Origin of the sequence: Mesorhizobium sp. M0317 (assembly GCF_040321555.1) — a bacterium.
In the GTDB taxonomy this organism is placed as follows: Bacteria; Pseudomonadota; Alphaproteobacteria; order Rhizobiales; family Rhizobiaceae; genus Mesorhizobium.
This window is the reverse complement of record NZ_JAMYRV010000044.1, coordinates 37,503-61,767: the sequence shown is the minus strand read 5'-3', so window position 1 is coordinate 61,767 and position 24,265 is coordinate 37,503. Positions and strand designations below refer to the sequence as shown.

Annotated in this window: 22 protein-coding genes; 6 read left to right on the top strand and 16 right to left on the bottom strand. The window is 62.0% G+C overall.

All coding sequences use genetic code 11. From position 1 onward, the window contains the following. Together NKI88_RS25360 and NKI88_RS25355 are read right to left on the bottom strand one after the other, a co-directional pair. The coding region (locus tag NKI88_RS25360) for a potassium transporter Kup (RefSeq protein ID WP_352658080.1) at positions 1-1,453 on the bottom strand (1,453 nt) is incomplete at its 3' end. 77 nt (positions 1,454-1,530) lie between these two features. After that, positions 1,531-2,271 (bottom strand): pyridoxine 5'-phosphate synthase, encoded by a 741-nt coding sequence (locus NKI88_RS25355; RefSeq protein ID WP_023702989.1) that lies wholly within the window; start codon positions 2,269-2,271, stop codon positions 1,531-1,533. A gap of 112 nt (positions 2,272-2,383) precedes the next feature. Between NKI88_RS25355 and NKI88_RS25350 the strand changes: the two genes are divergently transcribed. After that, a complete protein-coding gene (locus tag NKI88_RS25350) occupies positions 2,384-2,803 on the top strand; it encodes a SpoIIAA family protein (protein ID WP_023682069.1) in 420 nt (139 codons plus the stop codon). 20 nt (positions 2,804-2,823) lie between these two features. On the opposite strand, the gene NKI88_RS25345 is transcribed toward NKI88_RS25350, so the two are convergent. The 10 genes from NKI88_RS25345 to NKI88_RS25300 form a co-directional block, all read right to left on the bottom strand. Continuing rightward, complete coding sequence (locus tag NKI88_RS25345; protein ID WP_023682070.1) at positions 2,824-3,951, bottom strand: ATP-dependent DNA helicase; 1,128 nt, start codon at positions 3,949-3,951, stop codon at positions 2,824-2,826. Positions 3,952-4,291: 340 nt separating this feature from the next. Further along, positions 4,292-4,645 carry a nitrile hydratase accessory protein gene (locus tag NKI88_RS25340; protein WP_352537715.1) on the bottom strand — a complete coding sequence of 118 codons (354 nt, stop codon included), beginning with the start codon at positions 4,643-4,645 and terminating at the stop codon, positions 4,292-4,294. Next, complete coding sequence (gene nthB, locus NKI88_RS25335) at positions 4,632-5,291, bottom strand: nitrile hydratase subunit beta (RefSeq protein ID WP_352658077.1); 660 nt, start codon at positions 5,289-5,291, stop codon at positions 4,632-4,634. Before nthB ends, NKI88_RS25340 begins: the two co-directional genes overlap by 14 nt. After that, positions 5,288-5,911, bottom strand: coding sequence for a nitrile hydratase subunit alpha (gene nthA / locus NKI88_RS25330; protein WP_352658074.1), 624 nt, complete (start codon positions 5,909-5,911; stop codon positions 5,288-5,290). The genes nthB and nthA overlap by 4 nt, the downstream gene beginning before the upstream one ends. A 64-nt stretch (positions 5,912-5,975) precedes the next feature. Next, entirely contained in the window at positions 5,976-9,140 is a 3,165-nt protein-coding gene (locus tag NKI88_RS25325) for an efflux RND transporter permease subunit (protein WP_352658071.1), read from the bottom strand. After that, positions 9,137-10,432: an efflux RND transporter periplasmic adaptor subunit gene (locus NKI88_RS25320; RefSeq protein WP_352658068.1), complete on the bottom strand. Its 1,296-nt coding sequence runs from the start codon at positions 10,430-10,432 to the stop codon at positions 9,137-9,139. The genes NKI88_RS25325 and NKI88_RS25320 overlap by 4 nt, the downstream gene beginning before the upstream one ends. A gap of 227 nt (positions 10,433-10,659) precedes the next feature. After that, on the bottom strand, positions 10,660-11,256 hold the full coding sequence (locus NKI88_RS25315) for a LysE family translocator (protein WP_352658065.1): 597 nt from the start codon (positions 11,254-11,256) through the stop codon (positions 10,660-10,662). Positions 11,257-11,355: 99 nt separating this feature from the next. Continuing rightward, on the bottom strand, positions 11,356-11,928 hold the full coding sequence (gene ilvN / locus NKI88_RS25310; protein ID WP_023668352.1) for an acetolactate synthase small subunit: 573 nt from the start codon (positions 11,926-11,928) through the stop codon (positions 11,356-11,358). A gap of 81 nt (positions 11,929-12,009) precedes the next feature. Then, entirely contained in the window at positions 12,010-13,806 is a 1,797-nt protein-coding gene (locus NKI88_RS25305) for an acetolactate synthase 3 large subunit (RefSeq protein WP_352658062.1), read from the bottom strand. A gap of 330 nt (positions 13,807-14,136) precedes the next feature. Then, positions 14,137-15,099 carry a DUF1236 domain-containing protein gene (locus tag NKI88_RS25300; protein ID WP_352513030.1) on the bottom strand — a complete coding sequence of 321 codons (963 nt, stop codon included), beginning with the start codon at positions 15,097-15,099 and terminating at the stop codon, positions 14,137-14,139. Between the two features lie 565 nt (positions 15,100-15,664). Between NKI88_RS25300 and NKI88_RS25295 the strand changes: the two genes are divergently transcribed. The 3 genes from NKI88_RS25295 to NKI88_RS25285 all read left to right on the top strand — a co-directional run bounded on the left by NKI88_RS25295 (position 15,665) and on the right by NKI88_RS25285 (position 18,166). Then, positions 15,665-15,967 carry a DUF1236 domain-containing protein gene (locus NKI88_RS25295; RefSeq protein ID WP_023731684.1) on the top strand — a complete coding sequence of 101 codons (303 nt, stop codon included), beginning with the start codon at positions 15,665-15,667 and terminating at the stop codon, positions 15,965-15,967. Positions 15,968-16,130: 163 nt separating this feature from the next. After that, the gene (locus NKI88_RS25290; protein ID WP_023690914.1) at positions 16,131-17,522 is read left to right on the top strand and encodes a sensor histidine kinase; all 1,392 of its coding nucleotides are present in this window, start codon (positions 16,131-16,133) and stop codon (positions 17,520-17,522) included. Next, positions 17,519-18,166, top strand: coding sequence for a LuxR C-terminal-related transcriptional regulator (locus NKI88_RS25285; RefSeq protein ID WP_023668347.1), 648 nt, complete (start codon positions 17,519-17,521; stop codon positions 18,164-18,166). The genes NKI88_RS25290 and NKI88_RS25285 overlap by 4 nt, the downstream gene beginning before the upstream one ends. A 49-nt stretch (positions 18,167-18,215) precedes the next feature. Here the strand turns inward: NKI88_RS25285 and NKI88_RS25280 are convergent, their stop codons facing one another. The 3 genes from NKI88_RS25280 to tmpA all read right to left on the bottom strand — a co-directional run bounded on the left by NKI88_RS25280 (position 18,216) and on the right by tmpA (position 20,779). Continuing rightward, positions 18,216-18,713: a hypothetical protein gene (locus NKI88_RS25280; protein ID WP_352658059.1), complete on the bottom strand. Its 498-nt coding sequence runs from the start codon at positions 18,711-18,713 to the stop codon at positions 18,216-18,218. A gap of 333 nt (positions 18,714-19,046) precedes the next feature. After that, positions 19,047-19,631 carry a (R)-1-hydroxy-2-trimethylaminoethylphosphonate oxygenase gene (gene tmpB / locus NKI88_RS25275; RefSeq protein WP_352658056.1) on the bottom strand — a complete coding sequence of 195 codons (585 nt, stop codon included), beginning with the start codon at positions 19,629-19,631 and terminating at the stop codon, positions 19,047-19,049. Beyond that, positions 19,628-20,779: a 2-trimethylaminoethylphosphonate dioxygenase gene (gene tmpA, locus NKI88_RS25270; protein ID WP_352658053.1), complete on the bottom strand. Its 1,152-nt coding sequence runs from the start codon at positions 20,777-20,779 to the stop codon at positions 19,628-19,630. The genes tmpB and tmpA overlap by 4 nt, the downstream gene beginning before the upstream one ends. 121 nt (positions 20,780-20,900) lie before the next feature. On the opposite strand from tmpA, the gene NKI88_RS25265 reads away from it, so the two are divergent. Further along, on the top strand, positions 20,901-21,791 hold the full coding sequence (locus NKI88_RS25265) for a LysR family transcriptional regulator (RefSeq protein WP_023805523.1): 891 nt from the start codon (positions 20,901-20,903) through the stop codon (positions 21,789-21,791). Positions 21,792-21,929: 138 nt separating this feature from the next. Beyond that, complete coding sequence (locus tag NKI88_RS25260; protein WP_352658050.1) at positions 21,930-23,732, top strand: NAD(P)-binding domain-containing protein; 1,803 nt, start codon at positions 21,930-21,932, stop codon at positions 23,730-23,732. Here NKI88_RS25260 and NKI88_RS25255 read toward each other — a convergent pair. Next, positions 23,729-24,250, bottom strand: coding sequence for a GNAT family N-acetyltransferase (locus NKI88_RS25255; protein ID WP_023690909.1), 522 nt, complete (start codon positions 24,248-24,250; stop codon positions 23,729-23,731). The genes NKI88_RS25260 and NKI88_RS25255 overlap by 4 nt on opposite strands. Positions 24,251-24,265: the final 15 nt, after the last annotated feature.

The window sequence follows — 24,265 nt, the reverse complement described above, 5'->3', positions numbered from 1 at the left end:
GCTTCTTCTTCAACAGATTGCCGGCGAGGAAATCGAGCGGGATTTCGTTGCGCCGGGTCTTGTCGAACAGATAGCGGCTGCCGCGTATCCAGGTGGTCATGATCAGCCCCATGAGGCAGGCAACGGATATTGACACCCATCCGCCTTCCACGATCTTGACGACATTCGCCAGGAAGAAACCCATGTCGATGGTGCCGAACAGCAGCGCCAATGCCAGGGCGAGCCCAAGCTGCCATTTCCACAAATTGCGCATGACAACGAACAGCAGAATGGTTGTCATCAGCATCTCGCCGGTCACCGAAATTCCGTAAGCGGAAGCCAGCGAACTCGAGCTGCCGAAGCCGACAACCAGCAGCATCACTCCCAGGGCGATGAGCAGGTTGACGCGCGGCATATAAATCTGGCCGCTCTGCATTTCGGACGTGTGCTGCACCTCGATGCGGGGCAGCAGGTTGAGTTGCACTGCCTGACGTGCCAGCGAAAAAGCACCCGAGATCACCGCCTGACTGGCGATCACGGTGGCGGCCGTTGCCAAGCCGACCATTGGCATCAGCGCCCAATCCGGCAACATCTCGAAGAATGGATTGGTCGGCCTGCCGCCATTCGCCAATACAAAGGCGCCCTGGCCGAAGTAGTTGAGCAGCAGGCAAGGAAACACCACGGAAAACCACGCGAGCACGATCGGCTTGCGCCCGAAATGTCCAAGGTCGACATAAAGCGCCTCGGCCCCCGTTACCGCCAGGAACACTGCACCAACGGTCACGAAAGCGGCGGTCGGCGTGCCGGCTAAGTAGGCGATCGCATAATACGGGTTGATCGCCAACAGCACCGAAGGATCATCCATCAGGTGGTAGAGCCCGGAAACGCCGATGGCCAGGAACCATAGCGCCGTCACCGGCCCGAATACTGCCGCCACCTTCCCCGTGCCGAAGCGCTGCACGGAGAACAGAAATGCCAGGATGACCAAGGTGATCGGAACGACATAGGCCTCCAGCGTCGGTGTCACCACTTCCAGGCCCTCAACTGCCGACAGCACGGAAATGGCCGGAGTTATGATAGCGTCTCCGAAAAAAAGCGACGCCCCGCAAAGTCCGATGCCGAGGATAAGCTTGGCGCCTTTTGGATAGGCGCTGCGCGCCAGCGCCATCAGGGACAGCGTGCCGCCCTCGCCCTTGTTGTCGGCGCGAAGCACGAAAGCGACGTATTTTATGGTGACGATAATCGTCAGCGCCCAGACGATCAGCGACAGCACGCCCAGGACATCTATGCGCGTGTCGGTACCAGGCGAAGCGTGAAGCGCCTCGCGGAAGGCATAGATCGGGCTGGTGCCGATATCGCCGTAGACGACGCCAAGCGCGCCCAGCATCAGAACTTTGGTGCTGTGCTGTTCAGTGTGGGAGTGGTTCGGTTGTTCGACGGGTTCAGCCTCGCTACCGATGCTGGAAAGAGCCATCGACTACTCCCCGATCACCGCGCGGTGCGCCTTGCTTGCTGTCATGCGATATCACCTTCGACACGAGCCTTCCACCGCTACCAACCGCAAGCCTTCAGAAACCGCCCCACCGTGCCGGCCATGCCATACTCCAACGCATCGGCTGTCAACCCGTGTCCGATAGACACTTCGGCCAATGCCGGAATGCGCTTTGCCAATGCCGGGAGGTTGTTCACCACCAGATCGTGCCCGGCATTGACCTGGAGCCCGGCGGCGAGTGCGGCATCCGCGGTTTTTCCCAATCTTTCCAGCTCCTTCCGCGCCTTGGCGGAATCGGAATGGTAGCTGCCGTAGGGCCCGGTATAGAGCTCGATGCGGTCGGCGCCGGTGTCGCGCGCGGCATTGACGCCGGTGGGATCCGGATCGGAAAACAACGACACGCGGAAGCCCCCTTTTTTCAGACGCTTGACGATCGGGTTAAGGAACGCCGCCTCGGCGGCAAAGTTCCAACCATGGTCTGATGTCGCCTGCGCCGGATCGTCGGGCACCAGCGTCACCTGCTCCGGCTGGTGCCTTTCCACAAGCGCCAGAAAATCCTCGGTCGGGTAGCCCTCGATGTTGAACTCCGCCTTGGGAAACTCGTCGTCGATCAGCGCCCGGATCTCCGGCAGGTCGGAATGCCTGGTGTGGCGCTCGTCGGGCCGCGGATGAACCGTCAGCCCGTGCGCGCCGGCCGCCAGCGCCAGGCGGCCGAGCCCGGTGACGCTTGGCCACGGCAGGTCGCGGCGGTTGCGCAGCATGGCGATGGCGTTGAGATTGACCGAGAGTTTCGCGGGCATGGCGTGAGGTCCGGCTGTTTGTGCAGCGCATCTATACTGCCTTTGATGGGAACAGACAGGGGCTTTCGGGTGTTCCAGTGATGACATCTGCTCGCAAGGGGGAACCCAGCCAATGAATTTTCTCCAATCCGTGCCCGCGATCCGCCGCCTCGAAACCGACCGTGAGGACCTTTTCGCCATCGACGTCGTCGGCCATGTATCGGCCGCCGACGGCGAAAATCTGTTCGGATTGCTGGAGGCTGCCTACGCGCTGCACCCGAGGATCGATGTCTTGGTGCGGCTGGTCGATCATGAGGGCGTCGACTGGATCGATATGGACGACGAGACGCTGAAACAGGGCACGGTGCACGCCCTAGAGCATATCGCCCGGTGCGCGACGATCGGTGAGCCCGACTGGATAGCGGATGCGCGGAACTTCCTTCCGGCTTCGCCACCCATCGAGTTCAGGCACTTCGCGGCCGAGGATGAAGCGGATGCCTGGCAATGGCTGGGTGCGACGCCACTCAGCCCTGCTGCGCCGGCTGCTACCTGACGCCGGCTATCTAACGCCAGCTATCTAACAATCGTCAGCCGCTCTGCCGCCCGCGTTATGGCAGTATAGAGCCAGCGCTGGCGGGTTTCCTTGAACGCCCAACTCTCGTCGAACAGCACGACATCGTTCCACTGCGAACCCTGCGCCTTGTGCACGGTCAGCGCGTAGCCATAGTCGAAATCGTCAAAGCGCTTCTTCTGCTGCCAGGGGATATCGGCGTCCGGATCCTCGAAAGCCGACTTGAGCAGCTTGATCTTGGCGACGCCGCGGTCGGGATCGTCCTCCTCGGGCGAGACCAGAAGGTTGATGCCCGGCTTCACCGTCTCGCGCGACGAGGTCATCACCTTCCACAGCGAACCGTTGAGCAGGCCCTTGGCGGGATCGTTGCGCAGGCAGACCAGCTTGTCTCCGGCCTGCGGATAATCGGCATTGAAACCCTTCAGCTCGCGCAGGCGCTGATTGTAGCGGCGGCGTGTGCGGTTGGTGCCGACCAACACCTGGTCCGCCTTCAGCACCAGCTCCTGGGTGACGTCCTCCTTGCCGATGACCTGCGCGCTGCCGTAGTCGCCGCGCATGAACTCGCGGCCCTCGCGCACGTCGAGCGCCAGCTGGATGATCGGATTGTCGCGCGCCTGGCGATGGATTTCGGTCAAGAGCACATCCGGCTCATGCTCGGTGAAAAAGCCGCCGCCCGAGATCGGCGGCAGCTGCGCCGGATCGCCAAGCACCAGGATCGGCGTGCCAAAACTCAGAAGGTCGCGACCAAGCTGCTCGTCGACCATCGAGCATTCGTCGATGACCACCAGCTTCGCCCGTGAAATAGGGCTTTGCCGATTGAGCGAGAAGGTCGGCGACATCGAGGTCTTGCCGGTCACCTCGTCCGACACCGATTCCTCGCCTTTCGGCCGGTAGATCAACGAATGGATGGTGCGGGCATTGACCGCGCCCTTGGAGCGCAGCACCTGCGCCGCCTTGCCGGTGAAGGCGGCGAACTGCACCTGGCCGTCGACATGCTCGGCAAAATAGCGCGCCAGCGTGGTCTTGCCGGTGCCGGCATAGCCGAACAGCCGGAAGACCTGCGGCCGGCCCTCTTTCAGCCAGCGCGCCACCGCCTTCAACGCCTCATCCTGTTGGGGAGAGAATTCCATCAGCGCGAGAGACCGGATTCGCAAGGGAAAGACAAGGCCGCCACCATCAATGCCGGAGGCGCTCAGGCTAACAGCGCCGAAACCGAACGTAAAGGGAACAAGCATTGAGAACGGAGGGCAATAGCTTCAGATAATGACAAACCGCCAGCGCTGCCCCTCATTGCCCTGCCGGGCATTTCTCCCCGTATACTGACCGGGAGAAAAAGGCTGGCCGCAGCCTCGGCGCCATCATGAGATGCTTGAGATTGGCGAAACCATGGACGCGAGCGACCCTCTCCCCGTCGTACGGGGAGAGGATGCCGGCAGGCAGGTGAGGGGCGGCGCAAACATCGCGAGGACTTCATCCCTCACCAATCCCCGGATCGTTCTCCAACAAAATCGGCTTGCCGTGCGGGGTTGCATGCGCGGCGCGTTCCCAGGCGGCGGCGAGCGTGTCGACATCGTTTTTGCCGGCGACGCCCTTGGTCGCCAGCAGCGTTTCCAGCGCTGCCAGCCAGTGCTCGTAATAGTCGTGGCCGTCGCTTGCGGCGCCCGGCTTCTTCACTTGCGCCGACAGCGCATCGGCCCATTCGCTCCACGAAAACAAGCCCTTGTCATGCAGCGCCACCGTCATGGCGAAGGCTTCGGCCTGCCAGGGTTCGGCGAATACCGGTTCGTCCAGACCCGCCGGCAATGCACCTTCAGGCCGGCTCAAGATAGCTCTCCCAGGCATCGATCGAGACGGTCAGCGTCGAGTCGGCGCCCTCGCCCCAGATTTCCAAGCCATCGAAGACCACGGTATAGACCCATTGCGGGTTTTCACCGTTGCCACGCGCGTTGCTGTCAGGAAAGACGAAGCCGTCACGCACGGCCTCGATGATTCCGTGCTTGCCGCGCGCATAACGCGGCAGCCTTGTGTGGGCGGTGGGATTGAAATTCCTTGTCCGCACCGGATCGCCGGCCTTGAAGAGCGGCGCCGTCTCGACCGGCCGGTCGCAGGGACTGCCCTTGGCCAGCACCGCCGGCACGTTTTCGGCCTTCAGCACCCTTTTGGGAGTCGCAGCCGGATCGACCGCCCGACCCTCCGTCAGATCGCGCTCGCTGACGAAGCCATGGCGCTTCAGCAGCACCTCGAGCGCTTTGATCCATATCTGGTAGTAGCTTGAGGAATAATAGACGGCCGGATGCAGCGATTCCCTGGCGTGCCGGCTCTCGTCGATGTTCCAGGCGCCCATGGCGCCGGCGGTCAGCGTCACGCCCAGCGCCCGCCTCTCCCAATCCGTATGAAAATACGGTTCGTCCTTTTCGGGCACGACCGGCCCGAAACCCATCTGTCCGCCTAGATCCTGCGGCCCGTTCATGCCGGTACCTTCTTTGTCCCGGGTTCCTTAGCCACCGCCGTGCCGATCATCGCATCGCGGCTGACCAGTTCGGCGAGCTGGTCCTCGCTCCAGCCTTCGGTACCGCTAGGCCGCATCGGCACCACGAGATAGCGCAGTTCGGCAGTCGAATCCCAGACGCGGATCTTTTTCTCCGCCGGCAAGGTCAGCCCGAACTCCTCCAGCACGCCGCGCGGATCGATCACGGCGCGCGAGCGATAGGGCGGCGCCTTGTACCAGACCGGCGGCAGGCCGAGCACCGACCACGGATAGCAGGAGCACAGCGTGCAGACGACGAGGTTGTGCGTCTCGTCCGTGTTGAACACCGCCTGCATGTGCTCGCCCTGGCGGCCGGTGTAGCCCAGCGAGGTGATCGCCGCAGTCGCGTCGCGCTTCAGCCACTCGGCAAAGGCCGGATCGCTCCAGGCTTTCGCCACCGCCCTGGCGCCGTTGCGCGGCCCGATCTTGGTCTCGTAGGTGTCGACGATGACGTCGATCGCCGCCGGATCGATCAGGCCTTTTTCGGTGAGGATGGTCTCCAGCGCGCGCACGCGCGCCGCAAACGGGTCAAGTTCGTTGTCGTGGTCATGATCATGGGACATGACCGCAGACTAGGATCGCCAGCCCATGGCCGCAAGCATGACGGCTTGGGCCACGGGCTATCGCCTATTCGGCGGCGGCCTTCTGGGGTTCGATGAGCCGGTCCTCGGGGCCGAACAGCGACGCCTGCTCGCCGGTCGCGACGGCATGCAGCGCCGGCTTGTTCTTCTTCGAGGAGAAAAAGCCCATCAACCAGCCGGAGAAATTCTCGAAATAGACATAGATCACCGGGGTGACGAACAGCGTCAGCGCCTGCGACGCCAGGAGGCCGCCGACCACGGCGACGCCGAGGGGCTGGCGCAGTTCGGCACTGGCGCCGGTACCGAGCGCGATTGGGAACGTGCCCATCAGTGCCGCCAACGTCGTCATCATGATCGGCCTGAAACGCATCAGGCACGCCTTGTGTATGGACTCCTTGGCCGACATGCCTTCTCGTCGCAGCTCCAGCGCGACGTCGACCATCATGATGCCGTTCTTCTTGACGATGCCGATCAACATCAGGATGCCGATCACCGCGATCACCGACAGGTCCATGCCGGCAAAGCGCAGCGCGACCACGGCGCCCAGCACCGCCGAAGGCAGGCCGGTCAGAATGGTCAGCGGATGGATAAAGCTCTCATAGAGGATGCCGAGTACAATATAGATGGTCAGAATGGCGCCGCCGATCAGCAGGCCCTGATTGGCCAGCGAATCCTGGAAGGTCTTGGCGGTGCCGGCAAAGCTGGTCGAAATCGCCGGCGGCATGCCGATCTGCTCCTTCAGCGCGGCGATGCGGGCCGTGCTGTCGCCCAGCGCCACGCCTTGCGGCAGGTTGTAGGAGATGGTCACCGCGGGCAGCTGGCCGAGCTGGTTGACCGTCAGCGCGCCGGCGGTGCGGTCGACCCGGGCAAAGGCGCCGAGCGGCACCAGGCTGCCGCTTGCCGTCCTGACCTGGATGGCCAGCATGCGCTCGGGCGACCATTCGATGTTGGGATCGAGCTCCATGATGACTTCGTAGCTGTCGGCCGAGCCAAAGATCGTCGAGACCTGCTCCGTGCCGAAGCCGCCATAGAGACTGGAGCGCAGCGTGTCGGTGTCGATGCCGAGCGACGCCGCCTTGTCGCGATCGACCACCAGCGTCGCCTGCAATGAATTGTTCTGCAGATCGCTGGTGACGTCGGTGAAGTTCGCATGATCGGCCGCCATCGCATCGTTGAGCTTTTGCGCCCATGTGTCGGTCAGGCCGGTATCGAGGCCCTGAACGACGAGCTGGTAGGCGCTGGCGGAAGAACGCGCGCCAAGCCGCAGGTTCTGCACCGGCTGCATATAGGCATCGATCCCCGGCACAGTGGCCAGTTGCCGCCGCAGATCCGACAGCACCTTGTCGATGTCGGGGCGCTGGCTCTTGTCCTTCAGCTGCACATAGAGCTGGCCCTGGTTCAGCGCATTGTTGCCGCCGCCGGCTGACCAGGCGACATGCGAGACATAGGGCGAATGCGAGAAGACACTTGCCGCCTGGTTCTGCAGCTTGACCATGGCGTCGTAGGAGATGTCCTGCCTGGCGATCGTCGTAACCGAGATTTGACCGATATCCTCTTGCGGGAAAAAGCCTTTCGGCGAGACCTCGATCAGCCAGACCGACCCTGCCGCCGTGCCGGCGAAGACGAGGAACACCAGAAAAGTGTGGCGCAGGCAGAAGGTCAAAAGCCGGTCATAACCGCGGGTGACGATATCCTGCTTGTGGCCGGGGGCATGCTTGTCGCGATCGGCCTTGGTCACCGACAGCAAGCGCGAACACAGCATTGGCGTCAGTGTCAGCGACACGAACATCGAAGCCAGGATGGCGACCGTCACCACGACGGCGAATTCGTTGAAGATGCGGCCGATGACGCCGCCCATTAGAAGCACGGGGATGAACACCGCCACCAGCGAGATCGAGATCGAGATGATGGTGAAGCCGATTTCGCGCGCGCCCTTCAGCGAGGCATCGAAGGCCGAGAGACCGTCCTCCTCCATGTGGCGAAAGATGTTTTCCAGCATGACGATGGCGTCGTCGACGACGAGGCCTACGGCTAGCGTCAGGCCCATCAGCGAGATGTTGTCGATGGAAAAGCCGAACAGGAACATGGCGCCGAGCGTCGCGATCAGCGAGATCGGCACCGCCACGGCCGGAATGATGGTTGCGGTGACACGGCGCAGGAAGACGAAGATCACCATCACCACCAAAGCGATGGTCAGAAGCAGCGTGAACTGGACGTCGTCGACGGCCTGGCGGATCGAGGTCGAGCGGTCGTTGAGCAGCCTGATGTCGGCGGCGGCCGGCATCTGATCCCTGAACGACGGCAGCATCGCCTTGACCTTGTCGACGACGTCGACCGTGTTGGCGTCGGGCTGGCGCTGCACCGCCAGAATGATGGCGCGCGTGCCGTCATACCAGCTTGCAGTCGTCGTGGTCTCGACCGAGTCGATGACGCGCGTCACCTCGCCCAGCCGCACCGGATGGCCGTTCTTGGTGGCGATGATGAGGTTGGAGAACCCGGCGGCATCGGTGAGCTGCGTATTGGCCGTGATGGTCAGCTGCTGCTTGTCGTTCTGCAAGACGCCGAGCGGCGTGTTGGAGTTGGCCGACGCGATTGCCGTCTGCAGCTGGTCGATCGAAATGCCGCGCGCCGCCAGCGCCGTCGGGTCGATCTGCACGCGCACCGCATATTTCTGCTGGCCGAAGATCGACACCTGCGCCACGCCGTCGATGGTCGACAGCGAGGGCGAGATGACGTTTTCGGCGAAGGCGTCGAGATCGGTGAGCGGAACGGTGTCGCTGACCAGCGACATCAGCAGGATCGGCGCGTCGGCCGGATTGACCTTGCGATAACTCGGCGGCGCTGTCATCTCGGGCGGCAGTTGCCGCTGCGTGCGCGCGATCGCCGCCTGCACGTCGGCGGCCGCCGCGTCGATATCCCGGTTGAGCACGAACTGGATGGCGATCGACGTGCGTCCCAGCGAATTGCTGGTTGAGATCGAATCGATGCCGGCAATGGTGGCGAACTGCTTGATCAGCGGCGTCGCCACCGAAGTGGCCATGGTTTCGGGTGACGCGCCGGCCAGGTTGGCCGAGACGTTGACGACCGGGAATTCGGCGCTCGGCAATGCCGCCACCGGCAGGAACTTGTAGGCAAACAGCCCGCCCAGCACGAGGGCGAACGACATCAGCAGCGTGGCGACAGGCCTGCGTATGCAGAATTCGGAAATCATTGGGCGGCCCCACCGGCCTTAGCCGCTTCGGCGACCTTGGGCGCGGCCTGACCGCCGGCAGTTGCCTTGCCTTCATGCACGGCGGCGCCGTCCTTCAGCCTGGTCTGGCCCTCGACGACAACCTTCTCGCCTGGGTTGACTCCCTCGCTGATGGCGCTGTTTTCGCCTTCGGTCAGCGCCACCTGCACAGGCCGCATCTCGACCGTGTTGTCGGGCTTGACGACATAGACGAACGGCCCCTTCTGGCTGGGCTGCACGGCAACGGTCGGGATGGATGTCATCTGCGGCATGATGCCGGCGTCGAGCACGACATTCACATACTGGCCGGGCCACAGTGAAAGATCGGCGTTGGGAATGCTCGCCCGTGTCGCGATGGTGCCGGACGCGGTGTCGACGCTGGAATCGACGAAGTCGAGCGTGCCGTTGCCGATCGGCGTCGGATCGCCATCCTTGGTCAGCGTCACCGCGCCTTGCTGCGGGTTGGCCAGCGCCTTGTGCAGCAGCGCCAGGTTGCTCTCCGGCAGGTTGAAGTTGACTTGCAGCGGATCCATCTCGGTGATCGTCACCAGCGGCGTGGCCGTGCTCGAGTTGCCGTTGCTCAAGGTAACCAGGTCACCGACCGAAACGTTGACCGCGCCCAGCCGGCCGGCAATCGGCGCCTTGATGCTGGCAAAGCCGAGCTGGACATTGTCGGCGTCGATCGTCGCCTTGTCGGCATCGACCGTCGCCGCCGCAGCCTTTTGCGCCGCCACCGCCTGGTCGTAAGTCTGCTGCGTGCCGGCCTGCTTGGCGACGAGATCCTTGGCGCGCTGAAGGTCGGAGCCCGAACTGGTTAGCAGGGCCTGGTCCTTGGCCAGCGTCGCCTGATCCTTGGCAAGCTGCGCCTTGAGCGCCCGGTCGTCGAGCGAGAACAAAAGGTCGCCCGCCTTCACCATCTGGCCGTCCTTGACGTCGATCGATACGATCTGGCTGGACACGCGGGCGTTGATGTTGACCACGGCCGGCGACGACACGAAGCCGATGGCATAGCGGCGGATCGGGAAATCGGCTGTCGTCGCGGTGGCGGAAACGATCGAGGCCGAACGGGTGGCATTACCGCCGGCGCCGGATTTGCCCCCAGCCTTGTCGGCCGAAGCCTTGTCCGATCCAGCCGGCTTGTCCGCTGCTGCCGTCTGCCTGGCGCCCGGCAGCATCTGCTGCAGACTGCTCATTGCCGCCGGCGAAAAATAGACCCATGCCGCGGCGACACAGGCCGCTGCCACCACCACCGCCAGAACGACTTTTCCGCGCATCGACTAAAAGCCCTATGATCCGACACGCCGAACCCGGTGGTCTCATTCTACCCAATCAGCGGCGCCTTGCCGCGATCTCGCCGAAGTAGATAGGACGCACATTTGTCGGAAAAGGGCCAAAACACGGCATTACGAAGATTTAATGTGCACTGCACAATGACTATGCAGCCGGCTCAACAGTCGGAAAACCAGCCAGGATGCAGTTGAGATTTCCAGGCCGGGTGCGTCTATTTCAGCATCGGCCAGAGCGTCGCCGCCAAGAGCACGCCCATGGCGATATTGAACCATTTCAGCCGCACCGGATCCGACAGGAATCCGCGCAGTGCCGTGCCGAAGCCGGCCCACACCGAGACGCTCGGCAGGTTGACGACGGTGAAGGCGATCGCGGTCAGCGCCAGCGACAGGAACGGGTGGTCCGGATTGGAGTAGACGGCCATGGCGGTGATCGCCATCACCCAGGCTTTCGCATTGACCCACTGGAATGCGGCTGCCTCGATGAAGCGCATCGGCCGTGCCTCCGTCTCACCCTTGCTGGACAGCGAGCGCGACATGGCGATCTTCCAGGCGAGATAGAGCAGATAGGCAGCGCCGGCGATCTTCAATCCGGTGTGCAAGCCCGGAAACGCCGTCAGCACCGCGCCCAGACCAAAGCCGACGGCAAGCAACAGCACCAGGAAACCCATGCTGATGCCCAGCATATGCGGAATGGTTCTGACGAGGCCGAAATTCACGCCCGACGCCAAGAGCATGAGGTTGTTCGGCCCCGGCGTGATCGAGGTCACGAAGGCGTAGACCAAAAGTGCAAGGAAAGCGTCGAGGGTCATGACGGCTCACAAAGGTCAGCAATGCTGACTTAAGTCGACAGGGCGTTGGAAGCAACTTCATTCGATTGGTCCAAAGCGCTCCGCCGTGCGCATGAAGGCCTACATCCCTTGCGGGCCGCGGTTCATCGCCGCCACGCCGGTGCGGCAGATCTCGACCAGGCCGAGCGGCTTCATGATGGCGATGAACTGGTCGAGTTTCGAGCCCTTGCCGGTAATCTCGAAGATGAAGTGCTCGGTGTTGGCGTCGATGACCGAAGCGCGAAAAGCGTCCGCCAGACGCAGCGCCTCGACGCGGGCTTCGCCGGTGCCGGCGACCTTGACCAGCGCCAACTCGCGTTCCAGCGGCCGCTCCTGGCCGAACTCGTGCGAGCGCACGGTGAGATCGACGACGCGGTGCACCGGCACGATGCGTTCGAGCTGGTGCTTGATCTGCTCCAGCACATGCGGCGTGCCGCGCGTCACGATGGTGATGCGCGACAGGTGCTTCTCGTGTTCGGTCTCGGAGACGGTGAGGCTCTCGATGTTATAACCGCGGCCGGAAAACAGGCCGATGACCCGGGCAAGCACGCCGGGCTCATTGTCGACCAGCACGGAGAGCGTGTGGTTCTCCGGCTTCTCCGTTTCCTTGGCGATGAAATAGGCGGAGCCGGTCGGTTGAAGCTGTGCGTTCATGACATGAATCTCGATTTCAGACTTTGAGCTAATTCTCTGTTTGCGCACGGCTTCTCGCGACAGCCATGCCCCGGCTTGGACCTAGACCAGTTCCCTGCCCTTGGCGTCGATGGCGTTGGCCACGGCTTCATCGGTCGCCTCGTCGGGCAGGAGCATTTCATTATGCGCCTTGCCCGACGGGATCATCGGGAAGCAGTTGGCGAGCGTCGCCACCCGGCAATCGAACAGCACCGGCTTCTTCACCGCGATCATCTCCTTGATCGCATCGTCCAGCTCGTCCGGTTTCTCGCAGCGAATGCCATGACCGCCATATGCGTCGGCCAGCTTGACGAAGTCGGGCATCGCTTCGGTGTAGGAATGCGACAGACGGTTGCCGTGCAGCAATTGCTGCCACTGGCGCACCATGCCCATATACTGGTTGTTGAGGATGAAGATCTTGATCGGCGCATTGTGCTGCACCGCCGCGCTCATCTCCTGCATCGTCATCTGCACCGAGGCATCGCCTGCGATGTCGATGACCAGCGCATCCGGGTGCGCGATCTGCACGCCGAGCGCCGCCGGCAGGCCGTATCCCATCGTGCCCAACCCGCCCGACGTCATCCAGCGGTTCGGCTTCTCGAAATGATAGTGCTGCGCCGCCCACATCTGGTGCTGGCCGACCTCGGTGGTGATGTAGGTGTCCATGTCCTTGGTCAGTTCGTAGAGCCGCTGGATGGCATATTGCGGCATGATCACATCGTGGTTCATCTTGAACGCGAGCGAGTCACGCGCGCGCCATTTGGCGATCTGCTCCCACCAGGGATGGAGCGCCTTCTTGTCGGCCTTGCCGCTCGCCCGCCACAGCCGCACCATGTCCTCCAGCACCCGGCCGACATCGCCGATGATGGGCACTTCCGTGTGCACGTTCTTGTTGATCGACGATGGATCGATGTCGATGTGGATCTTCTTCGAATTGGGCGAGAAGGCGGTCAGCCGTCCGGTGATGCGGTCGTCGAAGCGCGCGCCGATGCAGACCATCACGTCGCAATCATGCATCGCCATATTGGCTTCATAAGTGCCGTGCATGCCCAGCATGCCCATCCAGTTCTTGCCCGATGCCGGGTAGGCCCCGAGGCCCATCAGCGTCGAGGTGATCGGGAAGCCGGTGAGGTCGACCAGTTCGCGCAGCAGATGGCTGGCTTCCGAACCGGAGTTGATGACGCCGCCGCCCGAATAGATGATCGGCTTCTTGGCGCTGGCCATCAGTTCGACGGCGGCCTTGATCTTTTCCAGGTCGCCCTGGAGCTTCGGCTGGTAGCTGGTGCGCGGCGCCGCCTGCGGCGGCACATAGATGCCTTTGGCGAACTGCACATCCTTCGGAATGTCGACCACCACCGGGCCGGGGCGGCCGGTCGTCGCGACATGGAAGGCCTCATGGATGGTGGCGGCCAATTCGTTGACGTCCTTCACCAGCCAGTTGTGCTTGGTGCAGGGGCGCGTGATGCCGACCGTGTCGCACTCCTGGAACGCGTCGGAGCCGATCAGCGAAGTCGGCACCTGCCCGGTCAGGCAGACCAGCGGGATCGAATCCATCAGCGCATCCTGCAGCGGCGTCACCGCATTGGTGGCGCCCGGGCCGGAGGTCACCAGCATGACGCCGGCCTTGCCGGTCGAGCGGGCATAGCCTTCGGCCGCATGCCCTGCGCCTTGCTCGTGGCGGACGAGGATGTGCTCGACCTCGTCCTGCTGGAAGATTTCGTCATAGATCGGAAGCACCGCGCCGCCGGGATAACCGAAGACATGCTTGACGCCGTTGTCCTTCAGCGCCTGCACCACCATTTCGGCGCCAGTCATTTCCCTGTTTGGCATTTCGCGCCGTTCGTTCTGTCCGTTGCTCATCGGTCTGGTCCCGTACTTCTAGCCATGAGGCGATTGCTGGTCGTTTAGTCGTGTTTCGGCAATAAAAAAGGCCCCCGATGGGAGCCTGTGTGTTGCGCATGGGAGGTTTTCGCCCGGCGGTTACACCGCCTTGCCCACGCGCTTTCCTACGAGAATGAGTGCCTTTTTCATCGTGGCGGACACTACGAGGGTGAAAGGCAAGGTGTCAACGGGAAAAACGCGCGATGCGAAAGACAAAGCAAGTGGCCCGCCGCCTCTGGTCGGCGGGCCACCGCGGCGCATACGATACCCCTCAATCGCACCGCGCCGGGAACAAGAGCCACTGCCGTGTCACGTCAGGATCAGCACGATCTTGTACGTATCCGGGTCGACGATGACGATGCGCCCGTCGGCCAGCACGAAGTACTCATAGGATTCGTAGGCCGGGACGATCTTGACAATGCGCGCCGGCAGACGGTGCAGGCGCACTTTGTGCCGCGGCACCTCGATGCCGACCGAAATGTCGAAGTCGACGTTCTTCACCGGCTCAACCCTGGTCTCGTGGATGATCTGCGTGACCTGCGTCTTCTGCTCGACGGTCACGTTGTTGATCGAGGCCGTATTGCCCTGGTCGGTCTGAACGTTTGTGTTGCCCTGAGCGTTCTGCTCGGTGGTGGTCCCGGCCTTGCCCTGGGCCTGCTGATCCGTGCTGGTGCCGGTCTGGCCCTGAGCGTTCTGCTCGGTGCTGGTCCCGGCTTTGCCCTGAGCCTGCTTCTCGGTGCTGGTGCCGGTCTGGCCCTGAGCGTTCTGCTCGGTGCTGGTCCCGGCCTTGCCTTGGGCCTGTTCATCCGTCTTGAGCTTGGCCTTGCCCTGAGCCTGCTTCTCGGTGCTGGTGCCGGTCTGGCCCTGAGCATTCTGCTCGGTGCTGGTCCCGGCCTTGCCTTGGGCCTGTTCATCGGTCTTGAGCTTGGCCTTGCCCTGAGCCTGCTGATCGGTCGTGGCGCCGGCCTGACCCTGAGCATTCTGCTCGGTACTGGTCCCGGCCTTGCCCTGTGCCTGTTCACCCGTCTTGAGCTTGGCTTTGCCCTGAGCCTGCTGATCGGTCGTGGCGCCAGCCTGGCCCTGTGCATTCTGATCGGTCTGTGACTTCATCTTGCCTTGCGCCTGTTCGCCGGCCTTGCCGCCGTTCTGGCAATCGGCCGCGCCGGCGGCACAGTTGTCGCCGCCGCTCGGCTGCACGGCCTGGGTCTGGGCGATCGCGGCGCCGCACCCGACGCCAAGCGCAATCATGCTCGTGATCAACACATGTTTCATCTGCTTTCTCCTTAAAGAGTCCGTCCCTCAGCCTAGCCAACTCTGCCAAAAATACTTTGTTCCACATTTTGTGAATAAAATCGGTCTTCTAAGAAGACCAATGAATGTAGGAAGTAATTTTGCAACAATCAACCTACAAATTGCATCAAACAATCAATGCAACGTAACATCTGCTGAGCTTGTGATCCCACACCAGCCTCACAAGCTTAGAAGTACTCCCGTCGTCATGACCAGGATGGCTACCCCGAAAACAGGCAAGAGCAACCATCGTGCCTGATGGACGCTGTTGTCCATTAACGCCTCCCACAAGTGCTGATCTCAACGATGCCGAGAACCCTGTGTTCCGCCCTGAGGAGGCTCTAGGACCTCTACAGCCTGGCACCAGACTTTGGCCCCTCCCCCTATCGTCCATTGGCCCGATGACGCCCGGACCGAAGCCCCACACGGGAACGCAGCCGCGAAAAGCCCGTTCGGCTTGCGGTGTGTATCAACCTCACCAACACCACCGTATCGGAATCGAGCTCGCGCAAGATGCATGAGCGTTGCTCGCATGAAGGAGAGAATCATGACGACCATGTACCAGTCGACCGCAATTGCCGGATTCTTGCTGCTCGCGAGCGCGGGCGTAGTTGCTGCTCAAGACGTCATCATCGCGCCGGAGCAGGAAACGGTTGTGCGCGAATACGTGAAAAAGCAGCCCCTTGCGTCGGTGAAGATTCCAGGTGTCGAATTGAACGTGGGGACCGCCATTCCCGACACGGTGGAACTGCATGAAGTGCCGAGCGTCAAGTATCGCTACGTTGTGGTCGACGGGCGAACCGTGCTGGTCGACCCCGGCACGCGGAAGATCGTCAAGATCATACAGTAACGCTGATCCCACCGCCGTTCCCCGCGGGTGGCGGTGGGATCATGCCCTGAAATTGCGGTTTCCCCGGCAATTCAACCTAGCGCTTGCTCGCACCATCGACCGTTCTAGTTGTAGGATGGCTTAGGATTTTGGCACGGCCAAAGCTCGCGGGGTCGGTTGAGACGTGCGCTACATTGATAGTCTCTATCAAAACTGGAACAGGCTATCGTTGGCTTGGCAGTTCATCATAGTCGGAAGCATTGGGCTGCTGTCGCTGATGCTGGTCGTCGGCCTATGGGTCACCTCGCAAATACGAGATGGAGTGATCCGCAACTCTGCAAGCACGACCGCGCTTTACGTCGACAGTGTCATCGCGCCAATCCTGCCGGATATGCGCAAAAGCCAGCAGCTCAGCGACACCGTTAAACGGGCACTCGATGAAACCCTGGACCAGGGTGCTCTCGGAAAAAAACTGGCGTCGTTCGTGCTTTGGCGGCGTGATGGCAAGGTGCTGTACGCCAAAGACGCGGCTCTTATTGGCCAGACCTTCGAGCCAAATGCGAACTTGCTGCATGCGTTCGGCGGAAACGTGGTGGCGCAATTCAATGATCTGGACGAAAATGAAAGGAAGGAACGGAAGAGCCCCACCGCCTCGCTGCTCGAGATCTACAATCCGGTTCGAGAGCCGTGGTCGGGCGATGTTGTGGCCGTTTCCGAGTTCTACGAGATAGCCGACGATCTTCAGGGCACTTTAAACTCGGCACTATGGTCGAGCTGGCTGCTCGTGGCTGGCGCGACCGCGGTCGCCTTGGCGATGCTCTCGGGAATCGTGCTTCGCGGCAGCAGCACTATCGAAACGCAGCGTTCAGCGCTTGAGACACAAGTGGCGGAGCTTCAGTTGCTTTTGGAGCAGAATTCCGCTTTGCGGGAGCGCGTCCAGCAGGCGTCGCGCCGCGCAACGGCAATCAACGAACGTTACTTGCGTCGCATCGGGTCTGATTTGCATGACGGTCCAGCTCAGCTCGTCGCACTGGCTGCGCTGCGCATGGACAGCCCTCTGCTGCTCGATCCCGCCGCATCCCCAAGCCACCGCAAGACCGAGATCGCCGATATCCATCATACGTTGGATGAGGCGATGCGGGAGATCCGCGCCATCTGCACCGGCCTCGTGCTGCCACAGATCGAAGCTTCGACAGTCGCGGAGATATTGCGGCTTGCGGTTGCCGAACATGAACGCCGTACAGCCTCTTCCGTATCGCTTTCACTGCCATCTCGCCTGCCCGACCTGGGGACCTCCGAGAAAATAAGCATCTTTCGCTTCGCGCAGGAGGGGCTAAACAATGCCTGGCGACACGGTCTGGGCAAGGGGCAGGCTGTTAAGGCGAGAGTGACGCAGGGCAAGCTCCTCATTCAAGTGCTTGATCACGGCCCTGGATTCCAGTCGGGATCGTGTGAAGGACTTGGACTCGCCGGTATGAGGGAACGTATCGAAAGTATCGGAGGTCACTTCGAGACCTTTTCGAGCCCCAGGGGGACCCGGCTGACCATAACGCTCAACATCGAGGACCAGAAATGACCGCTCCCATAAGGATTGCCATTGTTGATGATCATCCGCTGTTTCGCGAGGGTGTGGCTCGCAGCCTCGCCGAAATCGGCGGCTTCGAAGTCGTTGGTGCGGGCGAAACCGCGACGGATGCCGAACAGCTTGCGGCCTTGGCAAATCCCGACATATTGCTGCTCGACATCAGTTTGCCGGGAGGGGGTCTGGCCGCAGCGGAAAATATTCTTGCAACTCAGCCTGACTGCAAGATCGTCATGCTCACCGTCTCGGAGGCGAACGCCGATCTGGCAACGGCGCTCAGGCTGGGCGTACGCGGATATGTGCTGAAAGGGATTGGGGCGGCATCGCTGGCCGAGGTGCTGACTTATATAGCCGCAGGAAAAAAATATGTTTCGCCGACCCTGTCAGCGCAGCTTTTGAATGAACTGATCCGGCCGGAAAAGCGCACAACCGATCTCGTTGCGAATCTCTCGGGACGCGAGCTTGGGATAATCTCCTTGGTAGGCGAAGGACTGAGCAATAAAGAAGTCGCCAAACGTCTCAACCTGCAGGAGAAAACGGTAAAACACCACATGACTCGGATATTTCAAAAGCTAAAGGTGCGAAACCGCACCGAAGCAGCCATTCTTATGCACGCGCCCAAAACGGGTCTTGTATAGGGAGATCGGGGCTTGTCTGAAGGTCGGATGCTGGTTGGCGAACCAACAGTTACAGCCCTTTCAGACGAGCAATGTCGGAGGCCCTTACGGCGCGTTCGACAATTGTCCTTCCAAGCGGATCCTTCATAGTGAAGCGGCCGGCCTCGATGCTTTCGCTGAATCCATCGCGATGCACGACCTGGATTTTGGCGCCCTGTACCGTCACCGTGTCGCCAGCGGCATTGACTTGGCTACTGGGAGCTTGGCTACCGGGGGCGTTGTCGCCGGCACCATTTTTTCCCTTTCCGTTGGCGTTGCCATTCCCGGCGTTGCCGCCTGAGCCATTACCGTTACCACTACCGTTACCACTACCGTTGCCACCACCGTTACCATTGCCATTGTTTCCGCTCTTGGCGCTGGCAGCGGCGAATTCGATCTTATAGCCGTCGACATGGCTCAACCGCAGACCAAGCACCGGCATCGTCACCGCAACCGCCGCGAATACGCGCAAGCTAAAGTACGCCCAGCGACGCACGGATGAAAACAGGGGCTGCCTTTCTCCATTCATGCCACCATCACATCATGATGTGTCACGGTATTCAAGAATGAACAGCCCAAAATTGCGGCTTACAAACGCTGAGGAAACTCTCTTTTCGTGCTTTCAGCTCGATTCTCAGACCTTCGTCTGAGTCAAATATACACCGAAGTCTGACCTACTGATCTTGGCCGCGCCGACGGATGTCGCAATAAAATCCGCGGTGACAAGGCTCGTCACCGGTAGGGATCGGCAGCGAGGCGCGAGCGCCTGCGGCACGCAGACGCTTGCGGCAGGTCTCCGGCATACGGTTAGCGCATGCTCGCCGTGAAGCGGTAGCACATGCCGTTCCTTCCCGGATTATGATCAGGCGCGATTGGCGAAGTCGCGGACAACCCGTTGCAGCAGCGGCATGTAGTCGCGAAATGCCCGGGTCTTCATGTTGGCGATCTTGCCGGCCTCGTCCCAGATGCGGACCCGAACCGCTTCCTCGTGGAACGGGTTCTTTCGGAACTCGGCCACCTCTTCGGCGTTCATCGGCCCGCCTTGCAGCGACAGCGTGTGGACCGCGGCCTGCGACAGCCTGCCGAAATAGGTCGGGTCGGTAGCGCAGAGGTAGCGCTTGGCCGCGACATGCAGCCTGACGCATTCGACGATCACCGGTGGAAAGAACGGCGCCAGCACCTCGCCGCCGGCTTCGTCATGATGCTTGTCCTCGATATCGTCGGGCGAATAGGTGCCGAACTCGCTGGTGTAGTGGCCGATATCGTGCAGCAGTGCTGCCGCCACCAGCACATCAGGCGCGCCGTCCTTTTCGGCGAACCAGGCGCCCTGCAACATGTGCTCCGACATGGTGACGGGTTCGCCGAGATAGGATTCCGCCCCTCGGCGTTCGAAAATATCGGCGATGAATTCGATGATGGTGTCCGCGTTCAAATTCTGGCTGCTCATTCCGCGGCTTCCTTGAACTCGTGTTCGATCGCCGACAGCGTCGACAAAAGGCCATCCTTGTCGGCGTAGCAGCCCTGCAGCCAGCGCTTGCCGGCGCCGGAGAATTGCTTGCGGGCATGCATGACGCGGGTGTTGTCGACGATGAAGGCCTGGCCTGCCTCGAGCTTGAAGGTCACTTCGAAGGACGGATCCTCGATCAGTTCGGCAAACCGGCGATAGGCGGCGTAGTAGGCCTCCATCTCCGCGAACGGCACATCGACCGTCGGCGCCAGCGAGCGGTTGTTGAAGCGGATGGCGATGAGTTCGCCATCCGGCCCGAGCTCGATCATCGGCCGCTTGGCCTGCAATCGCACGCCCGACGACCCCGCATATTCGAAACGCGCCGGGTATGAACTCAACAGCCGGAAGCCTTCGGGGTTTTCGGCCTGCAGCGCGGCCGCCACGGTAAAACCATCGACAACGCTGGATTCGCCACCCTCCACCGTGTTTTCGATGCAGGACAGGATCTGCAAGGTCGGCACCGGATCGCGATAGGGATTGTCGGTATGCGCCTGCAGGCCAAGATTGGTGTAGGCCAGATTGGTTGGATTGACCTCGGCGCGCACCTCGAACCATCGGCCGTAATTGGTCTCCCTGATATAGCCGAACAGATCGGACACTTTGCACAGCGCCCCGGATTCGGCCGGCAAATCGTCCATCACCGCGAAGCCGTAGGTCTTCACCGCCGACAGCCATTGCCGCAAGACGGCGCGGTCGCGGCTGGCAGCGAGATAGCCGGCGCGCGGCACCGAATTCTGCATAGAGGCCCTGGTCCATCGCACGGTGCCCTCGCCTGTCCAGCCGGGCTGTCGGGCGGCATCGCGATCATAGGCATTGGCGCTCAGCCAGGCCGCGGGGAAGCGCACCGTCTTTCCCTCCGGTTCGAAACTGACTTCAAGCGCATCGCCCTTGATCGCGGCTGCGCCGATCCATGTCTGCGCGGGAATGTGGAGAATGGTGATCAGCCGCTGGCCGTTGCCGGCGCTGCGCGTCTTGTCGTCGAGCGCATTGTCGCGCAACCACACTGCGTGAAAGCGAGTGCGCGCGCCATCCTTCCACCCGAGGTCGATCGTCCTTCCTTCGTCGCCGATCAGCGCCTGGGTAAGCATGGGGATCCGTTCCTGTCCGCTGCGCCCCGCAGCCAACTCCGCAGGGTTTCCGGTTGCATCGTGATGACGTTGAAGGCATAACTCAAATTATCATTTTGCGGCCAAAGGCCATAAACTGTTTATGACTGAAACAACCTTGCCCTTGCCCCCGCTTGACTGGCTGCGGAGTTTCGAGGCCGCCGCGCGGCTGTCGAATTTCACCGCCGCCGCGGCCGAGCTTGGCCTGACCCAGGCTGCGGTCAGCCAGCACATCCGTTCTCTCGAAGAGCGGTTGAAGCAGCCGCTGTTCATCCGCCTGGCGCGCGGCGTCGAATTGACGCCGGAGGGTGCCGCCTACCTGCCGCATCTGCAATCGGCCTTTGCCGTGATCGCCAACAGCACGCGCGAGCTGTTCGAACCCAAGACCGTCCAGAGCGTGACGATACGCTCGCCGATCTCGTTTGCCGTGCTGATGATCGCGCCAAAGCTGCCGCAAATGGCCAAGGACCTGCCCTTCGTCCAGCTGCAGATCGAGACCATCCACACACCGGCCGATTACGGCGAGCGCTTTGTGGGTCTCGACATCCGATTCGGCATTGGCTCCGGCTCCTTTGCCGGACGGCAGGCCGACCGCCTCACCCGCGAAACCTTGACGCCGATGGCGTCGCCAAATATCGCAAAGGCCAAGGATTGGACAGGATTGCCGAGACTTACAGTGGTCGGCGCGCGGGAAATGTGGGGCGAGTGGTTCGCCGTCGCCCGGATGAAGCCGGCGCTCGGGCCCACGCACAAATTCGACAGTTTCGTTACCGCACTGGAGGCGGCGAAGCACGGCGCCGGCATGGTGCTGGGATCGCGACCGTTGGCCGACGCGGCACTGCGCGAAGGATCTCTCGTCACCCTGTCCGGCTTTACGCTGTCGAGCGGTGCCGGCCACTATCTGACCGCACCTTCGGGCGCGCATCTGAGCCCGGCCGAAGAAGCGGTCCGCCGCTGGTTCGCAACGGTCTTCGGCGTCCCGATTTCCCGATAAGCCCCTGAATACGCGGCAAACTATTGGACGACGTGACGCGGCGCATAATTTGTCGCGATACTGCGCCAGGCCGGACGTCAAGCTTCGGCAGGGTTCCGCTCGCTAAAGGCGGCCAGGAAAAATCGCGGAGGAAATTCAATGCTCGACAAGGCCCCCAACAAGAAGCTTTCCGACCTGCTCGATCGCTTCGGCGCGGCACTCGCCGCCGGCGACATCGACAAGGCGGTCGCCTGCTTTCAGGAGGATTGTTTTTGGCGCGATCTCGTCAGCTTCACCTGGAACATCAAGACCATGGAAGGCCGCGACCAGGTGCGCGACATGCTGGTGAGCCAGGTGGCGAAAACCAACCCATCGAACTGGGCGATCGCCAAGGGCGAGGACGCCACTGAAAACGATGGCATGCTCGACGGCTGGATCAGTTTCGAAACGTCCGTGGCGCGCGGCTTCGGCCACATCCGGCTGAAGGACGGCAAGATCTGGACGCTGCTCACCACCATGGTCGAGCTCAAGGGCCATGAGGAGCCGGCCGGCTTCGACCGCCCGCTCGGCGCCAAGCACGGCCATGGCAAGAACCGCCCGACCTGGAAGGAGGAGCGCGAGAAGGAGGCCGCCGAACTCGGCTTCAAGACGCAGCCCTATACGCTCATCATTGGCGGCGGCCAGGGCGGCATCGCGCTCGGCGCGCGGCTGCGGCAGCTCGGCGTGCCGACCATCATCGTCGAGAAGAACGAACGGGCCGGCGACAGCTGGCGCAAGCGCTACAAATCGCTCTGCCTGCACGATCCGGTCTGGTACGACCATCTGCCCTATATCGACTTTCCCAGGAACTGGCCGGTCTTCGCGCCCAAGGACAAGATCGGCGACTGGCTGGAAATGTACGCCAAGGTAATGGAGCTGAACTACTGGTCGTCGACCGAGGCCATGAGCGCTGTCTATGACGACAGCAAGAAGGAATGGACGGTGGTGGTGCGCCGCGACGGCAAGGACATCACGCTGAAGCCGAAACAATTGGTGCTGGCCACGGGGCAATCCGGCAAGGCCAACATGCCGAACTTCAAGGGCATGGACACATTCAAGGGCGACCAGCATCACTCCTCGAAGCATCCGGGACCCGATGCCTATGTCGGCAGACAAGCTGTCGTCATCGGCTCGAACAACTCCGCCCACGACATTGCAGCAGCCCTTTGGGAGGCCGGCGCCGACGTCACCATGGTGCAGCGCTCGACCACGCACATCGTCAAGTCGGACACGCTGATGGAGATCGGCCTGGGCTCCCTCTATTCGGAAAAGGCGGTCGCGAGCGGTATGACCACAGCCAAGGCCGACCTCGTCTTTGCCTCCCTGCCCTACAAGATCCTGCACGAATTCCAGATCCCGGCCTATGCCGAGATGAAGAAGCGCGACGACAAATTCTACAAGGGCCTGGAAAAGGCCGGCTTCATGCTTGACTGGGGCGATGACGGCTCCGGCCTGTTCATGAAATATCTGCGGCGCGGCTCGGGCTATTACATCGATGTCGGCGCCTCCGACCTGATCATCGACGGGTCGATCAAGCTGAAAAGCGGTGTCGACGTGAAGGAGATCAAGGAGCACTCCGTTCTGCTCTCCGACGGATCGGAACTGCCGGCCGATCTCATCGTCTACGCCACCGGCTACGGTTCGATGAATGGCTGGGCGGCCGATTTGATCTCACGGGAGGTCGCGGACAAGGTCGGCAAATGCTGGGGCCTCGGCTCCAACACCACCAAGGACCCAGGCCCCTGGGAAGGCGAGCTGCGCAACATGTGGAAGCCGACGCAGCAGGAGGCGCTGTGGTTCCATGGCGGCAATTTGCACCAGTCGCGCCATTACTCCCAGTTCCTGGCGCTGCAGCTGAAGGCGCGCATGGAAGGCATCGCCACGCCGGTCTACGCGCTGCAAGAGGTTCACCACAAGGGTTAGGCAGCGCCGCCGATGCGCTTCCAGTAGATGAGCGTGCCGGTCAGCCCGCCATGCGGTTTCAGGGCAAAGTCCGGTATTTCGCCAGTGAGCGTGAAGCCGAGTTTTTCGTAAAGGCCGGAAGCGCCCTCCTCGGTTGCGGTGTCCAGCACCAGAAGCGTGCGGCCTTTCTCGACGGCGAGCGTTTCGGCCGCCCGCATCAGCCGGCTCGCTATGCCCTTGCCGCGGTGTTCGACGCGGGTCATGAGCTTGGCGATCTCGGCCCGGTGCGGCTGATTGACCGGAAAGTCGAGCAGCAAGGTGACGGTGCCGACCAACGCGTCGCCATACCAAGCGCCCAGCACCGCTCTTTCGCCTCTCTCTGCTGCCATCAACGAGTTGCTCCAGAAAGTTTCCGCCGCTTGCCTGGATAAGGGATGCATGAAGCTGACGGAGCCGCCGGCCGCGACCGTCTCGATCAGGAGGTCGGCCAGCATGTCGCGTGTTCCCGCAGTCAGCGACCTGATTTCGATGGGACTCACCTGCACTTTCCCTTG